Raw genomic sequence first — 19,458 nt, 5'->3', positions numbered from 1 at the left:
GGGGCCCAGCGGACCCCGTCTGTCGAGCCTGTCGCGCCAACCGCGCGCGCCACTCAACTGGCGTCCCAGGCCGCCATGTATTCCTTCCAGTGCGGCGCCTCGCTGGCCGTCAGCGTGTCGCGCACCAGCGCGATCTCGGCGTCGTAGGCGGTGCGGTCGAGTTCACCGCGCAGGAAGCGGAAGCGGCAATACACCAGCCAGGTGTTGACCACGTCCGTTTCGCAATAGGCGCGGACCTCGTCGGCGCGGCCCTGGCTCCAGGCCTCCCAGACCTTGCTGCCGTCCATGCCGAGCTTGCCCGGAAAGCCGCACAGCTTGGCCAGCTCGTCCAGCGGCGCGTTGGCGCGGCCGTTGTACTTGGCCAGCAGGTCCATCAGGTCGGTGTGGCGGGAGTGATAGCGCGAGATGTAGTTGTTGAACTTGAAATCGCGGTCTTCCTCGCCCATGTCCCAGTAGCGCGGCGCGGGCACGCCCTGGATCAGGCTGCGGTAGTGCAGCACCGGCAGGTCGAAGCCCGAGCCGTTCCAGCTGACCAGCTTGGGCGTGTAGCGCTCGATGGTCTTGAAGAAGCCGGCCAGCAAGGCGGCTTCCGGATCATCCGCCTGGCCCAGCGTCTTGACGCGAAAGCCCTGGTCGTCGCGGAACACGCAGCCCACCACCGCGACCTTGTGCAGGTGCAGCGGCAGGAAGTCGTGCCCCACGGCCTCGCGGCGCGCGGTCAGCGCGCGCTCGACCACTTCGGCGTCGGGAACGTCTGCGCTCCAGCCGTTGAGCTTGCGCAGGCCATCCGCGTCGGGAATGGTCTCGAGGTCGAATACCAGGGTGGGCGTCATTTGGCGGGCAGGTACTGCATCGGATCCACGGGCGTGCCCTGGCGGCGGATCTCGAAGTGCAGGCGCGGCGAAGTGGTATCGCTCTGGCCGATCTCGGCGATCTTGGCGCCGCGCTTGACGTCCTGGCCGGTCTTCACGAGCAGCGTGCGGTTGTGCGCATACGCCGTGATGAAGCCGTTCTGGTGATTGACGATGATCAGGTTGCCCAGGCCGCGCACGCCGTTGCCGCTGTACATGACCTTGCCATCCGCCGCGGCGGTGACCGGATCGCCCAGCGCGCCGGCGATGTCGATGCCCTTGCTGTTGTTGTTGAAGCCCTGCATGATCTGCCCGCCGGCCGGCCAGGCCCAGTTGATCACGCCGGCGTCGGCCGCGCGCGTGGCGGGCTTGGTTTCAGCGGGCGTGGGAGCGGGCGCGGGCGGCGGCAGTGATGCCGTGGCGGTGCCCGAGGTATCGGCCGGCTGGTCCAGCGGGCGCGGCTGCGCCTTGTTGCTGGCAATGGGCGCCGGTTGCGCGACACCGCCCGACGAACCGGACATCTTCAGCACTTGCCCCACCGAAATCTGATTGGGATCGCTGAGGTTGTTCCAGCGCTTGATGTTCTCGATATCGACGTTGTTGGCGCGCGCGATCTTGTAGAGCGTATCGCCCGGCTTGACGACATAACTGCCGCCCGGCTGGGCGGCTGCGGACGGCTGGCCGCCGGCCAGGTCGACGACCGGCGCGCGCGTGCCTTTGGATGCGCAGCCGGCCAGGATGGCCAGGCTGAGGACGCCGGCCACGAAAACCGGACGGCGCAGGCGCGTCATGGACACGCCAAGGTTCATATCGGTCAGTTGCAACTGCCCGTTGAGCATACGTTTCTCCTGTTTGCTCAAGATTGTATTCCGGCACGCAGCGGCACAAAGCGCACGGCCTCTAATTCAGTACGTTTCCAGCTGGCCGCGCCGGTGCGTTCGATCAGCACCAGGCGTTGATTGGAGCCCCCTTCGGGAGCGATCAGGCGTCCGCCCGGCGCAAGCTGCGACAGCAGCGCCTGCGGGATGGTCAGGCCGGCGGCAGCCACAACGATAGCATCGAACGGCGCCACGCCGGGCAGGCCCAGCATGCCGTCGCCGTAGATCAAGCGGATCCGGGTGGTGAGCCGCAAGGCGCGCAGGTGTTCGCGCGCCAGCTCGTACAGGCCGCGGATGCGTTCGATCGAATGGACCTCGCGCACGAACTGGGCCAGCACCGCCGCCTGGTAGCCGCAGCCGGCGCCCACTTCGAGCACGCGGGTGGGGGTGCGGTCTTCGCAGATGGCGGCGATCATGCGCGCCACCACCCAGGGTTGCGAAATGGTTTGCGAATGGCCGATCGGCAGGGCCGCGTCTTCATAGGCGCGGCTGGCCAGGGCCTCGTCGACGAACAGGTGGCGCGGCACCGCGGCCATGGCGTTGAGCACGCGTTCGTCGGTCACGCCCTGGACGCGCAGGCGCTGCACCATGGCCTGGCGCAGGCGATCCGAATTGAGCCCCAGGTTGCCGCCCGCCGCGGGCGTCGGCGCCTTCGCCTGGCTTTGCAGGGTCGCGGCCGAGACCCGGGTGTTGCTGTTGGCCGGCGTGACGCCGGGGCTGAGCCGGCCCGAGTCGTAGCGCACCGGGCTGGGCCGCCCGGGAACCGCCTGGGAGACGTCCGGCTGGCTTACGCGTCGACGCATAGCGGCTCCGCCCAGGTCCGGATTTCGTCGAGCTGGCTGTGCTGGGTCAGGTCCAGCCGCAGCGGCGTGACAGACACCATGCCCTGCGCGACCGCGTGGAAATCGGTGCCAGGCGTGGCGTCGGCCGCCTGCCCCACCGGCCCGATCCAATAGACCGGATCGCCATAAGGGGTGGTGGTGCGCACCACCGGCTGCGACGGATGGCGCTTGCCCAGGCGCGTAACCTGAAAGCCGTGCATGTCCTCGAACCGGCGGCTGGGGATGTTGACGTTCAGCAGCACCGGCGCGGCCAAGGGCTGCGCCAGATGGCGTTCGACCACCATGCGCGCCGCGCGGGCGGCGGAATCGATGTGCTCCCAGCCTTTCTCGGCCAGCGAGAAGGCGATGGCCGGGATGCCGAACAGGTAGCCCTCGCTGGCGGCCGCCACGGTGCCCGAATAGAGCGTGTCGTCGCCCATGTTGGCGCCGTTGTTGATGCCGGACACCACCAGGTCCGGGCGCGCGTCCATCAGCCCGGTCAGGGCCACGTGGACGCAGTCGGACGGCGTGCCGTTGACGGCGATGAAGCCGTTGGAAGCGGTGCGCACCGACAGCGGCCGGTTCAACGTGAGGGAATTGGATGCGCCGCTGTGGTTGGTCTCGGGCGCGACGACGGTCAGGTCGCCCAGGCCTTGCAGCGCCTTGACCAGCGCTTCGAGCCCAGGGGCGGAATAACCATCATCGTTCGAAACCAGAATTCGCATTGTGCATCCGAAAGAAAATAAAACGCGGGTGACGCGCTGGATTGTACCGTCCAAGGAGGACCTCGGCATGTCCGTCGGCGAACCCGGTTCCGATCGGCCGCTCGCTTACCCGTACCCGGCCCGCCGGGCCGCCGGGGTAGAATCCGCAGCCATCGAGACAACGCACGACAACAACGGACCCCTTACCCATGGCGATCACCGAACCCTCCCTGGCGTTCTCCGCTGCGCTCATCCTGCTGGCCTACCTGATTGGCTCCGTGCCGTTCGCGGTGGTCGTCAGCAAACTGATGGGACTGCAGGACCCCCGCAGCTACGGCTCGAAGAACCCCGGCGCCACCAACGTGCTGCGCACCGGCAACAAGACCGCCGCCGCGCTGACCCTGCTGGGCGACGCCGCCAAGGGCTGGTTCGCCGTCTGGCTGGCGCAGCGCCTGGCGCCCGGCATCACCCCCGGGCCGCTGGCCGCGGTCGCCGTGGCCGCCTTCCTGGGCCATCTGTACCCGATTTTCCTGGGTTTCAAGGGCGGCAAGGGCGTGGCCACCGCGCTGGGCGTGCTGGTCGCCATCCAGCCCTGGCTGGCGGTCGCTACGGCGGCCACCTGGCTGATCATCGCGGTGTTCTTCCGCTATTCCTCGCTGGCCTCGCTGGTGGCGGCGTTCTTCGCGCCGGTCTATTACGTGTTCGGCTCCGGCCTGGCCTGGTATGCCCAGCCGGCCATGGGCATTGCCCTGGCCATCATCGGCGTGCTGCTGTTCTACCGCCACCGCGCCAACATCACGCGCCTGGTGCAAGGCACCGAAAGCCGCATCGGCGGCGGCAAGAAAAAGTGATCCGCGCGCCGGTACGGGCGTCGCGGCACAAATGAAAAGGGGGCCGCGGCCCCCTTTTCATTGCCCGGCTCAGCCGATCTCCGCCAGGTCCCAGCGCGGCCGCACGGTAAATCCGTGCGCATCGGGATCCAGGGTCACCAGCCCGGCCTTGACCCGTTCGGCCGCCGCGAAGGCGATCATGGCGCCGTTGTCGGTGCACAACGACAGCGGCGGGAAATAGGCCTGTGCCTTGAGCGGCTTGAGCGCGGCGGCCAGCCTGGCGCGCAGCAGCTGGTTGGCGCCCACCCCGCCGGCCACCACCAGGCGGCGCAGGCCGGTCTGCTTGAGGGCGCGGATCGACTTGGCGGCCAGCACCTCGACAATGGCGGCCTGGGTGGCCGCCGCCAGGTCGGCGCGGGTCTGCTCATCCAGTCCGCCGTCCTGCTCGGCCGCCTTGACCCGAGTCAGCACGGCCGTCTTCAGGCCGCTGAAGCTGAAATCCAGGTCGCCGCTGTGCAGCATGGGGCGCGGCAGGTCGAAGCGCGCGGCATCGCCCTGGTCCGCCAGGCGCGCCAGCGCCGGTCCGCCCGGATAGCCCAGGCCCATCAGCTTGGCCGACTTATCGAAGGCTTCGCCGGCGGCATCGTCCAGCGTTTCGCCCAGCAATTCGTAGCGCCCCACCCCGTCGACCCGCATCAACTGCGTATGGCCGCCGGACACCAGCAGCGCCACGAACGGGAAATCGGGCCGCGGGTCGGCCAGCATCGGCGACAACAGGTGGCCTTCCAGGTGATGGATGGCAATGGCCGGCAGGTGACGCGACCAGGCGAACGACTGCGCCACGCTGGCGCCCACCAGCAGCGCGCCGGCCAGACCGGGCCCGGCCGTATACGCCACCGCCCCGATGTCCGACATTTCCAGGCCCGCCTCCTGCAGCACCTGGTGCGTCAGCGGCACCACGCGGCGGATATGGTCGCGCGAGGCGAGTTCAGGCACCACGCCCCCGTATTCCTGGTGCATGGCGATCTGGGTGTGCAGCGCGTGCGCGAGCAGGCCGCGTTCCGTACAGACGGCTGCGACGCCCGTTTCGTCGCAGGAGCTTTCAAAGCCGAGAATAATCATGGCGGCAGAGTTTACAACTGATGCGAAAATACGCCCGTTTACAAAATGACCGAGGGCGGCCAAGCCCCCTTCCGACAAACCGAGCCTGCAAGCACCCTGGGGATAAGAATGCTGGAGAAGCTATTCAACCTGCGTGAACACGGCACGACCGCGAGAACCGAGATCGTGGCCGGCCTGACGACATTCCTGACGATGTCGTACATCATCTTCGTGAACCCGGACATCCTGTCGTCCACCGGCATGGACCGCAACGCCGTGTTCGTCGCCACCTGCCTGGCCGCCGCGCTGGGCTCGCTGGTGATGGCGCTGATCGCCAACTGGCCGATCGGCATGGCGCCGGGCATGGGGCTGAACGCCTTCTTCGCCTTCACCGTGGTCAAGACCATGGGCTACACCTGGGAGCAGGCGCTGGGCGCCGTGTTCATCTCGGGCGTGATCTTCCTGGTCCTGACCATCTCGGGCATCCGGGTCTGGCTGGTCAAGGGCATCCCGCATTCGCTGCGCAGCGCCATCGCCGCCGGTATCGGCCTGTTCCTGGCCATTATCGCGCTGTCCAGCGCCGGCATCGTGGTGGCGCATCCGGCCACCAAGGTGACGCTGGGCGACCTGACCACCCCGGGACCGCTGTTTGCCATCCTGGGCTTTTTCATCATCGCCTCGCTGGACGCGCTGCGCGTGCGCGGCGCCATCCTGATCGGCATCCTGGTGGTCACGGTGCTGTCGATGGCGCTGGGCTACAACGAATTCAAGGGCGTGTTCGCGGCGCCGCCGAGCCTGGCGCCGACGCTGTTCAAGATGGACATCCTGGGCGCGCTGCACACCGGATTCGTGCACGTCATCCTGGTGTTCGTGCTGGTCGAGGTGTTCGACGCCACCGGCACGCTGGTGGGCGTGGCCAAACGCGCCGGCCTGATGCCGGAGGGTCGCCCCAACCGCCTGGGCCGCGCCCTGTTCGCCGACAGCACCGCCATCGTGGCCGGCTCGATGCTGGGCACCAGCAGCACCACCGCCTACGTCGAAAGCGCCTCGGGCGTGCAGGCCGGCGGCCGCACCGGCCTGACCGCGCTGGTGGTGGCCCTGCTGTTCCTGGCCGCGCTGTTCATCTCGCCGCTGGCCGGCGCCGTGCCCGCCTACGCCACCGCCCCCGCCCTGCTCTACGTGGCCGGCCTGATGATGCGCGAGCTGATCGACATCGACTGGAACGACGTCTGCGAAGCCACCCCGGCCGCGCTGACGGCACTGGTGATGCCGTTCACCTACTCCATCGCCAACGGCATCGCCTTCGGCTTCATCAGCTACGTGGTGCTCAAGACCGCTACCGGCCGCGTGCGCGACGTGCATCCGGCCACCTGGCTGGTGGCGATCCTGTTCGTCATCCGCTACGCGTTCTTCCCGGAATAACGTCCGCCAGACGCGCCCCATGCAAAACCGCCGCGCTTCCGGTCCGGAAGGCGGCGGTTTTTTCATGCCGGCGCGCACCCGCCGCTAGGCCACGGCGGTCCAGACCGCGAGTTCATAGCCATCGAGGTCGGCGAAGTGGAAGCGGCGGCCGCCGGGGAAATCGAAGGCCTCCCGGCTGATGCGGCCGCCCGCCGCCGTCACGCGGCGCTGCGCGTCGACCAGGTCGTCGGCGTACAGGATCACCAGCGGCCCGCCCGGGCGCACCGGCTCGCCGGTGGTGAAGCCGCCCTTGAGGCGGCCATCGGTGAATTCGGTGTAGGTCGGCCCGTAGTCGGTGAACGACCAGCCGAAGGCGTCGCCATAGAAGCGCTTGCTGCGGGCGATGTCGGCGACGTTGAATTCGATGTTGTCGATCTGGTGGTTATTGCCGGTGGCGCCCATGCGTGTCTCCCGCGGATATCGAAGAAAACCGCATCATCGCCGATTCGAGTGGCCCCGTCTTGGACGAAACGGCCAGACGCTGCCGATCATGTTGGCAATCGCAGGCGCGGCGGCGCGATCGGGGGGCGGACCTGGAGCCGCGGGAACGATGCTTGCGGCGCCGAAGTGACCACTATACCGGTACGACTGCCCGGGTCGCGGGCCGCCCGGCAAATCGTCATCATTGAGTCCGGCTATCAACCCGCCGGCCCGTATGGTTGCTGGCGGGAGCGGTTGAATTCGCCGATACACTCCCCATGTATATAAGACCATGGAGCCGACCTTGTCTCGCCACACCCCGCATTCGTCCTGTCCCCGCCGCCCACGCGAGCGCCGCGCATGAGCACCCTGGCCCGCATCCCCTTCTCGGTGCTGGACCTGGCCCCGATCGTGCAGGGCCGCGACGCCGCCGACGCCTTCCGCAACAGCGTGGCGGTGGCCCAGCACGTCGAACGGCTCGGCTACAAGCGTTTCTGGCTGGCCGAACACCACAACATCAACGGCGTGGCCAGCAGCGCCACGGCGGTGCTGATCGGCCACATCGCCGGGCACACCTCGACGCTGCGCGTCGGCTCGGGCGGCGTGATGCTGCCCAACCATGCGCCGCTGATCATCGCCGAGCAGTTCGGCACGCTCGAAACCCTCTACCCTGGCCGCATCGACCTGGGCCTGGGCCGGGCGCCCGGCAGCGATGGCGCCACGCAGCACGCGCTGCGCCGCGGCCCGCGCAGCGGCCTGGAATTCCCGGCGCTGGTCGAGGAGTTGCGCGGCTTTCTCGCGCCTTCGCGGCCGGGCCAGCCGGTGCGCGCCATCCCTGGCGAAGGCCTGGACATCCCCATCTGGCTGCTGGGTTCGAGCGATTTCAGCGCCCGGCTGGCGGCCGAACTGGGCCTGCCGTTCTCGTTCGCCGGCCACTTCTCGCCCGAGGGCATGGCGGCGATGCGCCTGTACCGCCACCTGTTCAAGCCGTCCGAGACGCTGGCCCGACCCTACGCCATGATCGGGGTGCCGGTGGTGGCCGCCCCCACCGATGAAGAGGCCCGGCGCCTGTCCACCACGCAGCAGCTCAAGTTCCTGTCGTTGGTGCGCGGCAACCGCCTGCAGTTGCAGCCGCCGGTCGACAGCATGGACGGGCTCTGGAACGAATGGGAGCGCGAGGCGGTCAATCAAAGACTGGGCGCCGCCATCGTCGGCGGCCCCGAAACCGTCAAGCGCCGGCTGGAAGCCCTGGTCGCCGAGACGGAAGCCGACGAAGTCATGATCGTGTCCGATTTCTACGATATCGCCGATCGCCTGCGTTCCTTCGAGATCGTCGCCGCGCTCAAGCAGCGCGACGGCGTACCCACAACAACCGCGGCGTGAGGCCGGCAGCCCCGCCGCCGGCCCCACAAGCTCCGCAGACCGCGCTCGCCACAGCGCCAACCATTGCGACGCGACCGGTCCCCGCTCTACTATGGACCGGCAGGACCGGCAACCGCGTCGCCGCATCCGGTCCGGGCAGGCGTCCCCGGGCCGCTGATACCGACACTTTGCGCCGCGCCAGCGGCAAGGATCCAAAATGAGTATTGTTGAACTCACCAAAGACAGCTTCCAGGAAGCCATCACGCCGAACGGCACCTTGATCGTGGACTTCTGGGCCCCCTGGTGCGGCCCGTGCCGTGGCTTCGCGCCGGTTTTCGAGCAGGCCGCCACCGAGCATCCCGACGTCACCTTCGCCAAGGTCAACACCGACGTGGAACAGGAACTGGCCGGCGCGCTGGGCATCCGCTCGATTCCCACGCTGATGGTGTTCCGCGAGAAAGTCCTGCTGTTCTCCCAGCCCGGCGCCTTGTCCGGCGGCCAGCTCAATGAGCTGCTCGCCAAGATCAAGGAAGTCGACATGGAAAAGGTCCACCAGGAAATCGCCGCGGCCCAGGACAGCCAGGACGCGTGATGCACAAGGGCCCCTCGGGGCCCTTGTCGCATGTCACGCCAATTGTTCCCACGCCGAGCGGCCGCGCGTGATGTTCGCCGCCGTCATCTCCAGGTCGGCCACGGCGCCGCGCGGCACCGTGAAGCGCAACGCCACCCCGTCCGCGCTGAAATCCTCCTGCACGATCACCGCGCCGGCCTGCGCCAGCCGCGACTTCAGCAGCGGCAGCTCGGCGAAGCCGCAGGCGCACGCCACCGTGGCCAGGTCCACGATCTCGGTGCGCGGGCCGTTGCGCAGGCAGTTGGCGGCGCAGCCGCCATAGGCCCGCACGAGTCCGCCCGCGCCCAGCTTGACGCCCCCGAACCAACGCACCACCAGCACCGCCACGCGGTCCATGCCCTGCCCCTCGATCGCCTGCAGGATCGGACGCCCTGCCGTGCCGCCGGGCTCGCCGTCGTCATTGAAGCGGTATTCCTGGCCGATGCGGTAGGCCCAGCAGTTGTGGGTGGCTTCGGGCTCGCTGTGCGCCGCGAAGAACGCCATGGCCTCGTCGACGGTGGCGACGGGCGCGGCATGGGCGATGAAGCGGCTTTTCTTGACGTCTTCCTCGTGCGAGCAGACGGCGGTCAAGGTGGTGGTCATAGCCCGCCATTGTAAGGGCCGCGCCCCACCGGCCTGCCCGGCCCTTGCGGACGGATCCGGGCCGCGTCGGGCTCAGCTGTGGCAGTCGGCGACTTCCTGGTCCAGATAGACGTCGAAAGCCACGTCTCGGGCCCATTTGGCGGTCAAGGCCTTCCAGGCGTCGGCCCGCGCCCATTCGCGCATGCGCGCATCGAGCCAGGACTGCGTGGCCGTATCGGCCGCCGGCAGCAGCCAGACCCGCTCAGAGCGGGCGCCGTCGGGGCGCAGCGTGGCCGAGAATTTCTTCCATTCGGGAAAACGCATCAGCGGTTCCCAGACCGCGTCGTCGATCAGGCCGACGTCGCAGCTGCCCTCGCGCACCGCGACCAGCGCGTCGGACGGCACCCGATAAGTGCGCACCACCGCGCCCCAGCCCCGCGCCAGCGCCTGCGCGCCAACGGCGGCCTCGGCCATGCAGACGCTGCGGCCGCGGGCATCGCTGCCCTGGCGCATGCGGGTATCGCTGCGGATCACGGCCTTGGGACGCGCGGCGTAGCCGGTGGCCACCGCCGCCAGATCGCCGGGCAGCGCCTGGGCCGGCTGCACCCGATCGGCCAGCACCACGTCGACCTCGCCCGCGGCAAGCAGCCGCGCCGCGTCGGCCGCCGCCACCTGCCGCAGGCTGAACGGCAGGCCCAGATCCTGCGCCAGCTTCTCGGCCATGGCGATATCCAGGCCTTCCGGGGTGCGGATCTTGGCGCCGGCCACCGGCGCGGGCGCCAGGTACGGCACGCCCACCACCAGCTCGCCGCGCTGGCGCGCGGCCGCCAGGCCGTCGGCCGCCGCCACGCCGCCGGTGGCGGACAGCAAGGCCGCCAGGCAGGCCAGGAAACGCAGACCGCGCCGCATCATGGGCCTCACACGTACTGGTAGCGCAGCAGCCGGTGCTTGAGGTTCTCGAGCACGAACTGGTCGATCAGCGCGGCCAGCACCGCGATGACCAGGATGTTGGTCATGACGCCGGTCATGTCGGCGATCTCGCCCGAATAGGCCAGCGAACGGCCCAGGCCCTTGCCGAAGCCGATCAGCATTTCGGCCGAGATCAGCGCGCGCCAGGCATTGCCGAACGCCAGCTGGGCGCCGGTGATCAGCTCGGGCATGACGGCCGGCAGGTACACGCGCTTGACCAGGCCCCAGGGCGTGGCGCCCATCACGCGGGCGGCCGAAACATGCACGCGCTGCACCGATTCGGTGGCGTTCATCACGCTCAGCGCCGCCGGAAAGAACGCCGACAGCGCCACCACCACGATGATCGGCGTGCTGCCGAAACCCATCACGATCAGGAACAGCGGCACCCAGGCGATCGACGGGATCGATTGCAGGATGACGATGGCGCTGCGCAGCACTTCACGGAAGAAGAACAGCACGGCCGCCACCAGCCCGAAGCCGATGCCCGCCGCCAGCGCCAGGCCGTAGCCCGCGCCCAGGCGGCCCAGCGTGCCCATCAGGCTCTGGTGGAACGACTGCTTGCCCAGGTCCTCGAACAGGCGTTCGAGCACGGCGGGCACGCCCGGCATCAGGAAGTCGGGCAAGGCCAACGCCGCCGCCTGCCATAGCGCCAGGATGAACAGCACACCGAGCACGCCCGCCAGATGCTTGCGGGCGCCGGTCACACGGGTCGATGCGCTCAAAGCTTGCGCGCCTCTTGCCAGGACAGGTCGACGATGCTGGAGACGTCGTACGGCTTGCCGTCGCGCGTCTTGAGCGACCCCTGGGCCTGCAGGATGTCGGCGATCTCCTGCATGCGCTTGGTGTCCTTCTCGGTCAGCTTGGGCGTGAACACCTGCGTGCTGATGGCTTCGGCGATCACGGTCTCGCGCGGCAGCTCGCCGCGGTTCAGCGTCTTGAGCGTGGGCTCGGCGATGAAGTACGAGGCGATCAGCTTCGAGGCCTGGGCCGGTTCCTTCTGCAGCAGCGCGATGGCCTGGTTCTGCGCGTCCAGCGCCTTCCAGACGTCGTCCTTGCGCTTGGCCAGCGTCTCGCCCGAGGTGATCACCACCATGCACGGGAACGGCCAGGCCTGGCCCACTTCGTAGATCTGCTTGACCGGCGCCACCAGTTGCGCGATGCGGTCATAGGGTTCGAACAGGAAGGCCGCGTCCACGCGCTTGCCCACCAGCGACTGCACCGCCACCGCCGGGCTCACGCCCATCACGTTGACGTCGTCGGCGGCCAGGTTGCCCTGCTTGAGCACCACGCCCTTGAGCACCACGTCGGCGGTGCTGCCTTCGGCCTGCGAGGCCAGCGTCTTGCCCTTCAGTCCGGCGATGTCCTTGATGCCCGAGTCGTCGCGCACGATCAGCGAGTGGTAGCCCTGCTGCGCGCCGCCCACCACCTTCAGGTCCGCGCCCTTGGAGGCCCAGGCCACGGCGTTGGTGAAGCCCAGCACGCCGATGTCCAGCTGGCCGCCGACGATGGCCTTGATCAGGTCGGTGCCCGACTTGAACTCGATCAGCTCGGAATCCAGGCCGGCCTTCTTGTAGTAGCCGCCTTCCTGCGCCACGATGGCCTGCGCATCGTCCATCACGCGCAGATAGCCGACGCGGAATTTCTCGGCGGCCATGGCGGGCGCCGCGGCCAGGAGCGCCGCGGCCAGCGGCAGGGACAGCCATTGCTTGAATTTCATGGGAAAGCTCCAGGGGATCGAGGATGGCCGGCGCCCACTGACTGGCGCCGCCCGTGAACCGGAAAATCGAAAGGGTCAGGCGGCCAGCGCCAGGTCGGAATGCGCCGCCGCGCCGTCGACCGCGATGCCCAGCAGGCGCAGGATCTCGCGCTTCTCGGCGGCCAGGTCGGACAGGTCGTGGCTCTTGGCGCGATGGGCCAGGTTGAATTCGCGCAGCACCCGCGCCGGCCGCGGACTGAACACCACGATGCGGTCGGCCAGGAACAGCGCCTCGTCGACGTCGTGGGTCACCAGCAGCACCGTGGGTTTTTCCTGCGCGATCAGCTGGCGCAGCACGTCCTGCAGCGCCAGGCGCGTCAGCGCATCGAGCGCGCCGAAAGGTTCATCCATCAGCATCGTCTGCGGCTGCGCGATGAAGGCGCGGGCCAGCGCGGCGCGCTGGCGCATGCCGCCGGACACCTGGTGCGGGTAATAGTGTTCGAAGCCGGCCAGGCTGACGCGCGCCAGCCACTGGCGCGCCGCCTCGCGGGCGCGCTTCTTGGGGGTCTTCTGGAATTCCAGCGCCAGCGCCACGTTGTCTTCCAGCGTCAGCCACGGATACAGCGCGTGCTCCTGGAACACCAGCGTGCGGCTGGGATGCGGACCGCTCACGGCCTTGCCGTCGGCCAGCACCTGCCCTTGCGTGGGTTTTTCCAGGCCGGCCGCCAGGTGCAGCAGGGTCGACTTGCCGCAGCCCGACGGCCCCACCAGCGCGACCAGCTCGCCGGTCTTGAATTCGCTGGTGAAACCGTCGACGACCGGCAGGTCGCCGAATTGCTTGTGGACGTGGTCGAAAGTCAGGTTCATGGAACGAATCGTGGGCGCGCGTGGGGAACGGGCCTAATCTAACAATTCGTTATATGAATCCAAACGATAAATATCGCATGTCCTTAATGCCTGGAGTTATAAAACAGCCACTTCAGGCGGCCGCCCCCGACCGGCTCGCATGCCGTTGCAGGCCGACCGCGATCAGGAAGCCGAACAGCACCGCCACCGCGGCGGACAGGAAGATCGCCGGATAGCCGAAACCGCCGGAGATATAACCCGCCACCGGACCGGTCGCGCCCAGCGCCAGGTCGAGGAAGGCCGAATAGGCCCCCAGCGCCGCGCCGCGGCTGCCCGCCGGCACCCGCGCCACCGCCTCGACCCCGATGGCCGGGAACACCAGCGCGAAGCCACAGCCGGTCAGGGCCGCGCCCACCAGCGCGGCGCCGGGATTGGGCGCCAGCCACAGCAGCGCCAGGCCGGCCGCCTCCACCAGGAACGACACCTGCGCCACCCTGAAGCCGCCATAGCGCGTGATGGTGCCCGCGAACAGCAGGCGCACGCCGATGAAGGCGCAGCCGAAGGCGCTGAGCGCGTGCGCCGCGCCCTCCCACGAGAAGCTGGCGTAGTACAGCGCCACGAAGGCCGCCAGCGTGCCGAAGCCGACCGAGCCCAGTCCCAGCGCCATGCCATGCGGGAACACCCGCAGCACCACGCTCTTGAAGGCCATGCGGTGGCCGCCGACGATGGCCACCGCGGCCCGCGCCAGCGCCAGCCCCAGGCCGGCCAGGCCCAGCAGCAGCACGGCGCCGCCCAGCGCGCCCATGCTCCATTCGGTCTCCAGGTAGACCCCCAGCGGCGCGCCCAAGGCCAATCCGCCGTAGGTGCAGATGCCGTTCCAGGAAATCACCCGCGCCGTGTGCAGCGGGCCGACCCGGGCGATGGCCCAGGTGGCCGAGCCAGTGCCGACCCAGCTTTCGCCGAAGCCCAGCGCCAGCCGGCTGACGATGATGGCGCCCAGGCTGAGCCAGGCGCTGCGCTCGAAGGCGTAGGCCAGCAGCAGGAACACGCCGCTGGCGGCACAGGCGGCCATGCCGATCACCACGGTCTGCTTGGGGCCCACGGTATCGGCCATGCGGCCCGCGTGCGACCGGCTCAGCAGCGTGGCCACATACTGCACGCTGATGGCCAGCCCGGCCAGCACCGAGCCGTAGCCGAGCTGGTCATGCACGTAGCCCGGCAGCACCGCCAGCGGCAGGCCGATGGCCAGATAACAGATGAAGGTGAAAAAGGCGATCGCGACGATGCGCGCGGTCAATGCGAACGTCCCGATGGGCGCGCCATCGGGCGTGGTATGAGGAGTGGGAGGCATGGCAGACTGGGTGGAACCTGGCGCAACGGGCCAGGGTTTACCCGGATGATAGCCCAGCAGGATTGCGGCAGGCTGAACGCCGTCCAGCCCGCCGCCCTGGCCCGGGAGTCAGGCCCGCCACCAGGCCTGGACGTAGGCCCGCATATCAGGCCCGTGGCATCGGGCTCCGAGTATCAGGCTTCGATGCCGCGCGAGGACAGGTAGTCTTCGTAGCCGCCGCGGTAGTCGACGATCTCGCCCGAGGGCAGGATCTCGATCACGCGCGTGGCCAGGCCGGACACGAATTCGCGGTCGTGCGACACGAACACCAGCGTGCCTTCGTACTTTTCCAGCGCGAACTGCAGCGATTCGATCGATTCCATGTCCAGGTGGTTGGTCGGCTCGTCGAGCAGCATGACGTTGTGGCGGCCCAGCATCAGGCGGCCGAAGGTCATGCGGTTCTTTTCGCCGCCGGACAGCACCTTGGGCGCCTTGGGCAGGTCGTCCGCCGAGAACAGCAGGCGGCCCAGCACCGAACGGATCGACTGGTCGTCGTCGCCCGGCTGGCGATGGTCGCCCATCCAGTCGAGCAGGTTGATATCGGTCTGCAGGAACTGATCCGACACGTCCTGGGCCATGTAGCCGAGGTCCGCGTTATCCGACCACTTGACCGTGCCGGCATCGGGCGCCAGGTCCGTGGCCAACAGGCGCAGCAAGGTGGTCTTGCCGACGCCGTTGGCGCCGATGATGGCGATCTTCTCGCCGGCATCGACCATGGCCGAGAAGTTGCGGATCACGGGCGCGTCGTAGGACTTGGACAGGTTCTCGACGGTCACCGCCAGGCGGTGCATGACCTTGTTCTGCTCGAAGCGGATGTACGGGTTCTGGCGCGACGACGGCTTGACCACGACCTGCTCGGCCTTGATGCGGTCGATCTGCTTGAGGCGCGAGGTGGCCTGGCGCGACTTGGACTTGTTGGCGGCGAAGCGGCGCACGAAGTCCTGCAGTTCGGCCACGCGTTCCTTGGCCTTGGCGTTGTTGGCCACCAGGCGCTCGCGCGCCTGCGTCGAGGCCAGCATGTAGTCGTCGTAGTTGCCCGGGTAGATGCGGATCTCGCCATAGTCCAGGTCGGCCATGTGGGTGCAGACCTGGTTCAGGAAGTGGCGGTCGTGGCTGATGATGATCATCGTGCTCTGGTAGCTGTTGAGCACGTTTTCCAGCCAGCGGATGGTGTTGATGTCCAGGTTGTTGGTCGGCTCGTCCAGCAGCAGCACGTCCGGATTCGAGAACAGCGCCTGCGCCAGCAGCACCCGCAGCTTCCAGCCCGGCGCCACTTCGCGCATCGGCAGGTTGTGCTGGTCCACGGCGATTTCCAGGCCCAGCAGCAGCTCGCCAGCGCGGGCTTCGGCGGTGTAGCCGTCATATTCGGCGAACTTGGCCTCCAGGTCGGCCGCGCGCATGTAGTCGTCTTCCGACGCTTCCGGGTTGGCGTAGATCGCGTCGCGCTCGGACATCGCGGCCCACATCTCGGTGTGGCCCATCATCACCACGTCCAGCACGCGCAGGTCCTCGAAGGCGAACTGGTCCTGGCGCAGCTTGCCCAGGCGCACGCCCGGCTCCAGCGAGACGTTGCCGGCCGACGACTCCAGGTCGCCGCCGATGATCTTCATGAACGTCGACTTGCCGGACCCGTTGGCCCCGATCAGCCCGTAGCGGTTGCCTTCCCCGAACTTGACGCTGACGTTCTCGAAAAGGGGCTTGGGACCGAACTGGATGGTGAGATTGGCGGTGGATATCACAGTGTTTTAGCAGCGGGAAATGGATGTGGCGCCAGGATGGCGCGACAACGCCGGCATGCGGCGAAACCTGATAGTGTACCAAGCCCGGATGGCAAACCGCCCGGCGCGGGCCGGGCGGTCGGAAAAACCAGGCGGGCCGGGGCCTCAGTGATGGTGTTCGTCCAGCACCAGGTGGGCCAGGCCCTTTTCGGTGGCGATGCCGACTTTCTGGCCGATCGGCAGCGTCGCCTTGGTGGCCACGTGGCCGTACGGCAGGCCGGTCACCACCGGCACCTTGACCGTCTTGCGCAGCCAGGCCACCACTTCGTGCAGGTCGTAGCCCTTGTCGTGCGGCGCCAGCTTGTAGTCGGAGAAGCGGCCCAGCACGATGGCCTTCTGCTTGCCCAGGATGCCCGCCTGCCACAGCTGGATCAGCATGCGCTCGATGCGGTAGGGGTGCTCGGCCACGTCTTCCAGGAACAGGATGCCGCCACGCACCTTCGGCATGTAGGGGGTGCCGATCAGCGAGGCCAGCATGGCCAGATTGCCGCCCCACAGGATGCCGCGGCAATCGACCGGGTCGGCGTCCTGGGTCTCGAAGCTGAGGATTTCCAGCTCGCCGCGCATCACTTCGCCGAACAGCGCTTCGGTCAGGTCGTCGACCTTCTTGCCGCCGAAGTCGTAGATGGCGGTGGCGCCGGTGTAGCTGACCGCGCCGGTCTGCGCCAGCAGCGCCAGGTTGAACGCGGTGAAGTCGCTCATGCCGACGAAGCGCTTGCCGCTGTCGGCCATGGCCTTCCAGTCGATCGCGTGCAGCAGACGGCCCATGCCGTAGCCGCCGCGCGTGACCATGACGATCGGCAGCTTCTGCTTGGCGGCGCGCGTCAGGCTGGCCAGGCGCTGCGCGTCGGTGCCGGCAAAGCGCTGGTGCTCGGCCAGCGCGGTGCGGTCCAGCGCGGTCTTGAAGCCCTGCGCGGCCAGGCGCTCGCGCGCCAGCTCGACGGTCTGGGGGTCACGCACCGCCGACGACGGCGAGATCAGGTAGATGCCGCGCGCGTCCGGGAAGCCGTGGACGTGGCCCGGTTCGTGGTCGTGGCTGTGGTCGTGGCCGCAGTCCTCGCCGCATTCATGGTCGTGATCGTGGCTGGCGTGGTCATGCGCCGGGGTGGCGGCCGCCTTGGCGGCGCGCGCCTTGGCGCCTCGGGTGTTGCTCATGCGATGGATTCCTTGGCGCGGCGTTCGCGGAAGAACCGGCGCAGCAGCTCGCCGCAGGGTTCCGCCAGCACGCCGCCGGTGACTGAAGTGTGATGATTGAGTCTGGGCACCGAGCCCACGTCCAGCACGCTGCCGCAGGCGCCGGTCTTGGGATCGTAGGCGCCGAACACCACCCGCGCCAGCCGCGCGTGCAGCATGGCGCCGATGCACATGACGCAGGGTTCCAGCGTGACGTACACGGTGATGCCCGGCAGGCGGTAGTTTTCCAGCGCGCGCGCGGCGCCGCGCAGCGCGACGATCTCGGCATGCGCGGTGGGGTCGTGGTCGATGATGGTGCGGTTGTAGCCGCGCCCCAGGATGTCGCCCTGGGCCGAGACCACCAGCGCGCCCACCGGCACCTCGCCGATGTCATAGGCCGCCCGCGCCTCGTCCAGCGCCAGCGTCATGAAATCGGCATCCTGCGCGGTCCAGGGCGGCGTGGCCGCCATGGCGAGCGGCTCAACCACGGTACACCCGCGACTTGAGCGCGATGCGCCCGGCCAGGCTGGTCACGGCCTCTTCCAGCCACTGGTAAAGCTCGGCGTTCTCGTCGTAGCGCGCCTGGTTCAGGTTCGATACCCGGCCTTCCTCGATGAAGCCCCAGGCGCGGCTGCGCTTGTCGCGGTGCTTCGGATCCCACACGCCGAAGGCGAAGCCGCCGGCGCGGCGGATGAGCGAGAAGCACGGGATGTCGGTGTAGCCGTCGCCGACGAACACCATCTGGTCGAACGGCACCCGCAGGCGGTCTTCGGGCACCTTGCGGTTGACCTCGAACGGCTTGTTGCGGAAATCGCGGCCGATGATGCCCTTCTGGATGTGGAACAGATAGCGCGTCTTGTCGGTGAAGCTGACGATGCGGCGCGGAAACTCGATGCCGCCGTCGGCGCCATAGGTAAATTCGGAGGCCCAGATCTCGGTGAACTCGTGGGCGATGGGCGTGGAGCGGACCACGTCGCCGATGCCGCTGGAGATCAGGTAGAACTCCAGCTGCACCTGCGGCTGCTCGGCCCGCACCGCGGCGCGCAGGCGCTGGAACAGCGTGGACACGCCGTCGTGCAGTTCGAGCCGCGCGCCCCAGTCCTGCAGGCGCTGCTGCGTGATGAGGCCATGCCTGCCCTCGCGCGAGAGCTGGATCATCTGGTAGAGGTAGGCCGGAACGGGATCCCAGTCCTGCCTGGACAGCAGGGGGTCGACCTGGTCTTTCCAGAAGGACGCCGTGTCCACCCCGATGCTTTCCAGGAAACCGGACGTGCTGTCCGAGGCCAGCGTGTCGTCGAAGTCGAAAATCAGGGCGATGACGTCGGACATGGATATGCGTGAGTAAGGGCGACAGCCGCCATTTTGCCTGATTGTGGCGGCGGCCGGGCCCCGGGGGCGCGGGGAAAGGGCATGACGCCCTCCCCTGGCCCTTCGAGCGCCGTTACTGGCGCATCGGCGCCGGCGGCGGCGCCATGCCCGGGGCGGGCGCCATGCCGGGCGCCGCGGCCGGCGGCGCGGGCGGCACCGTGCCGGCGGTGCCGGCCGGCACCTGGATCACGGTTTCACGCAGCACGCCACCGCCCTGCACGCTGCCGCGCACCTGGGTCGGCGAAGTCATCTGCGTGATGCAGTCCTGGCGCGAGTCGGCCGGCAGGCGGTTGCAGCGTTCCACCATGTTCTGCTGGTGCTGGTCGGTGCTGCCATCGCTCAGGTGCTGGCGATTGGCTTCCTGGCGGGCGGCGCCCGCCTCGCGCATGCAGGCGGTGCGTTCCTGCCCGGTGCTGCCGTTCTTGCAAGCCGCCACATCCTGTTCGTATTGCGCCTGGATGCCGGCGCGGCCGATCGGATCGGCCGCCTGCGCCGCTCCCGCGGCCAGCATCAGGCCTGCCGCGCAAAGGGATGCCGCAAGGCGTTTGGTGTGCATGGGACGTACATTCATGGCCAGCTCCTTGGAGAAAGAGGATTGAACCCGGGACGACGCGGCTT

21 protein-coding genes are annotated in these 19,458 nt (G+C 68.5%); 4 read left to right on the top strand and 17 right to left on the bottom strand.

What is annotated here, in order from left to right; genetic code table 11:
• Window positions 1-53: 53 nt before the first annotated feature.
• Genes AT699_RS13030 through surE form a run of 4 tightly spaced genes read right to left on the bottom strand, consistent with a single transcriptional unit; the run spans window position 54 to window position 3,275 of the window.
• A complete protein-coding gene (locus AT699_RS13030) occupies window positions 54-833 on the bottom strand; it encodes a 3'-5' exonuclease (RefSeq protein ID WP_024068723.1) in 780 nt (259 codons plus the stop codon).
• Entirely contained in the window at window positions 830-1,690 is an 861-nt protein-coding gene (locus AT699_RS13025; RefSeq protein WP_024068722.1) for a peptidoglycan DD-metalloendopeptidase family protein, read from the bottom strand. Before AT699_RS13025 ends, AT699_RS13030 begins: the two co-directional genes overlap by 4 nt.
• A gap of 17 nt (window positions 1,691-1,707) precedes the next feature.
• On the bottom strand, window positions 1,708-2,532 hold the full coding sequence (locus AT699_RS13020) for a protein-L-isoaspartate(D-aspartate) O-methyltransferase (RefSeq protein ID WP_050807754.1): 825 nt from the start codon (window positions 2,530-2,532) through the stop codon (window positions 1,708-1,710).
• Complete coding sequence (surE, locus tag AT699_RS13015; protein WP_020927471.1) at window positions 2,517-3,275, bottom strand: 5'/3'-nucleotidase SurE; 759 nt, start codon at window positions 3,273-3,275, stop codon at window positions 2,517-2,519. Before surE ends, AT699_RS13020 begins: the two co-directional genes overlap by 16 nt.
• Before the next feature lie 188 nt (window positions 3,276-3,463).
• Here surE and plsY point away from each other — a divergent pair, with 188 nt between their 5' ends.
• Window positions 3,464-4,105, top strand: coding sequence for a glycerol-3-phosphate 1-O-acyltransferase PlsY (gene plsY, locus AT699_RS13010; RefSeq protein ID WP_006388155.1), 642 nt, complete (start codon window positions 3,464-3,466; stop codon window positions 4,103-4,105).
• Between the two features lie 69 nt (window positions 4,106-4,174).
• Here plsY and tsaD read toward each other — a convergent pair whose 3' ends face one another.
• Window positions 4,175-5,206: a tRNA (adenosine(37)-N6)-threonylcarbamoyltransferase complex transferase subunit TsaD gene (tsaD, locus tag AT699_RS13005; protein ID WP_006388154.1), complete on the bottom strand. Its 1,032-nt coding sequence runs from the start codon at window positions 5,204-5,206 to the stop codon at window positions 4,175-4,177.
• A gap of 108 nt (window positions 5,207-5,314) precedes the next feature.
• Between tsaD and AT699_RS13000 the strand changes: the two genes are divergently transcribed.
• Window positions 5,315-6,607 carry an NCS2 family permease gene (locus AT699_RS13000; protein ID WP_006388153.1) on the top strand — a complete coding sequence of 431 codons (1,293 nt, stop codon included), beginning with the start codon at window positions 5,315-5,317 and terminating at the stop codon, window positions 6,605-6,607.
• An 84-nt stretch (window positions 6,608-6,691) separates the two neighbouring features.
• Here AT699_RS13000 and AT699_RS12995 read toward each other — a convergent pair whose 3' ends face one another.
• Window positions 6,692-7,048 (bottom strand): VOC family protein, encoded by a 357-nt coding sequence (locus tag AT699_RS12995; protein WP_006388152.1) that lies wholly within the window; start codon window positions 7,046-7,048, stop codon window positions 6,692-6,694.
• A gap of 378 nt (window positions 7,049-7,426) precedes the next feature.
• On the opposite strand from AT699_RS12995, the gene AT699_RS12990 reads away from it, so the two are divergent.
• Window positions 7,427-8,449, top strand: coding sequence for an LLM class flavin-dependent oxidoreductase (locus AT699_RS12990; protein WP_006388151.1), 1,023 nt, complete (start codon window positions 7,427-7,429; stop codon window positions 8,447-8,449).
• 196 nt (window positions 8,450-8,645) lie between these two features.
• The gene (locus AT699_RS12985; protein WP_024068720.1) at window positions 8,646-9,020 is read left to right on the top strand and encodes a thioredoxin family protein; all 375 of its coding nucleotides are present in this window, start codon (window positions 8,646-8,648) and stop codon (window positions 9,018-9,020) included.
• 33 nt (window positions 9,021-9,053) lie between these two features.
• Here the strand turns inward: AT699_RS12985 and AT699_RS12980 are convergent, their stop codons facing one another.
• From AT699_RS12980 to AT699_RS12930, 11 genes are all read right to left on the bottom strand, one after another.
• Entirely contained in the window at window positions 9,054-9,641 is a 588-nt protein-coding gene (locus AT699_RS12980; protein ID WP_006388149.1) for an IMPACT family protein, read from the bottom strand.
• A 72-nt stretch (window positions 9,642-9,713) separates the two neighbouring features.
• Window positions 9,714-10,532, bottom strand: a complete 819-nt coding sequence (locus tag AT699_RS12975; protein ID WP_024068719.1) for a transporter substrate-binding domain-containing protein — start codon at window positions 10,530-10,532, stop codon at window positions 9,714-9,716.
• Window positions 10,533-10,537: 5 nt separating this feature from the next.
• Window positions 10,538-11,311, bottom strand: a complete 774-nt coding sequence (locus AT699_RS12970; RefSeq protein ID WP_026383568.1) for an ABC transporter permease — start codon at window positions 11,309-11,311, stop codon at window positions 10,538-10,540.
• A complete protein-coding gene (locus tag AT699_RS12965) occupies window positions 11,308-12,306 on the bottom strand; it encodes an ABC transporter substrate-binding protein (protein ID WP_006388146.1) in 999 nt (332 codons plus the stop codon). The genes AT699_RS12970 and AT699_RS12965 overlap by 4 nt, the downstream gene beginning before the upstream one ends.
• A 75-nt stretch (window positions 12,307-12,381) precedes the next feature.
• Complete coding sequence (locus AT699_RS12960; protein ID WP_006388145.1) at window positions 12,382-13,152, bottom strand: ABC transporter ATP-binding protein; 771 nt, start codon at window positions 13,150-13,152, stop codon at window positions 12,382-12,384.
• Window positions 13,153-13,264: 112 nt separating this feature from the next.
• The gene (locus tag AT699_RS12955; protein ID WP_024068718.1) at window positions 13,265-14,482 is read right to left on the bottom strand and encodes an MFS transporter; all 1,218 of its coding nucleotides are present in this window, start codon (window positions 14,480-14,482) and stop codon (window positions 13,265-13,267) included.
• 173 nt (window positions 14,483-14,655) lie between these two features.
• Entirely contained in the window at window positions 14,656-16,260 is a 1,605-nt protein-coding gene (locus tag AT699_RS12950) for an ABC-F family ATPase (protein WP_006388142.1), read from the bottom strand.
• A gap of 144 nt (window positions 16,261-16,404) precedes the next feature.
• On the bottom strand, window positions 16,405-17,454 hold the full coding sequence (locus tag AT699_RS12945; protein WP_024068716.1) for an LD-carboxypeptidase: 1,050 nt from the start codon (window positions 17,452-17,454) through the stop codon (window positions 16,405-16,407).
• The gene (tadA, locus tag AT699_RS12940) at window positions 17,451-17,942 is read right to left on the bottom strand and encodes a tRNA adenosine(34) deaminase TadA (RefSeq protein ID WP_006388140.1); all 492 of its coding nucleotides are present in this window, start codon (window positions 17,940-17,942) and stop codon (window positions 17,451-17,453) included. Before tadA ends, AT699_RS12945 begins: the two co-directional genes overlap by 4 nt.
• A gap of 10 nt (window positions 17,943-17,952) precedes the next feature.
• Complete coding sequence (locus tag AT699_RS12935; RefSeq protein WP_024068715.1) at window positions 17,953-18,801, bottom strand: HAD family hydrolase; 849 nt, start codon at window positions 18,799-18,801, stop codon at window positions 17,953-17,955.
• Between the two features lie 112 nt (window positions 18,802-18,913).
• Window positions 18,914-19,411: a hypothetical protein gene (locus AT699_RS12930; protein ID WP_024068714.1), complete on the bottom strand. Its 498-nt coding sequence runs from the start codon at window positions 19,409-19,411 to the stop codon at window positions 18,914-18,916.
• Window positions 19,412-19,458 lie beyond the last annotated feature (47 nt).

Source organism: Achromobacter xylosoxidans (genome assembly GCF_001457475.1).
GTDB lineage: Bacteria > Pseudomonadota > Gammaproteobacteria > Burkholderiales > Burkholderiaceae_B > Achromobacter > Achromobacter xylosoxidans.
Note: the sequence above shows the minus strand (reverse complement) of the source record. Positions and strands in the feature narration are given on the sequence as shown.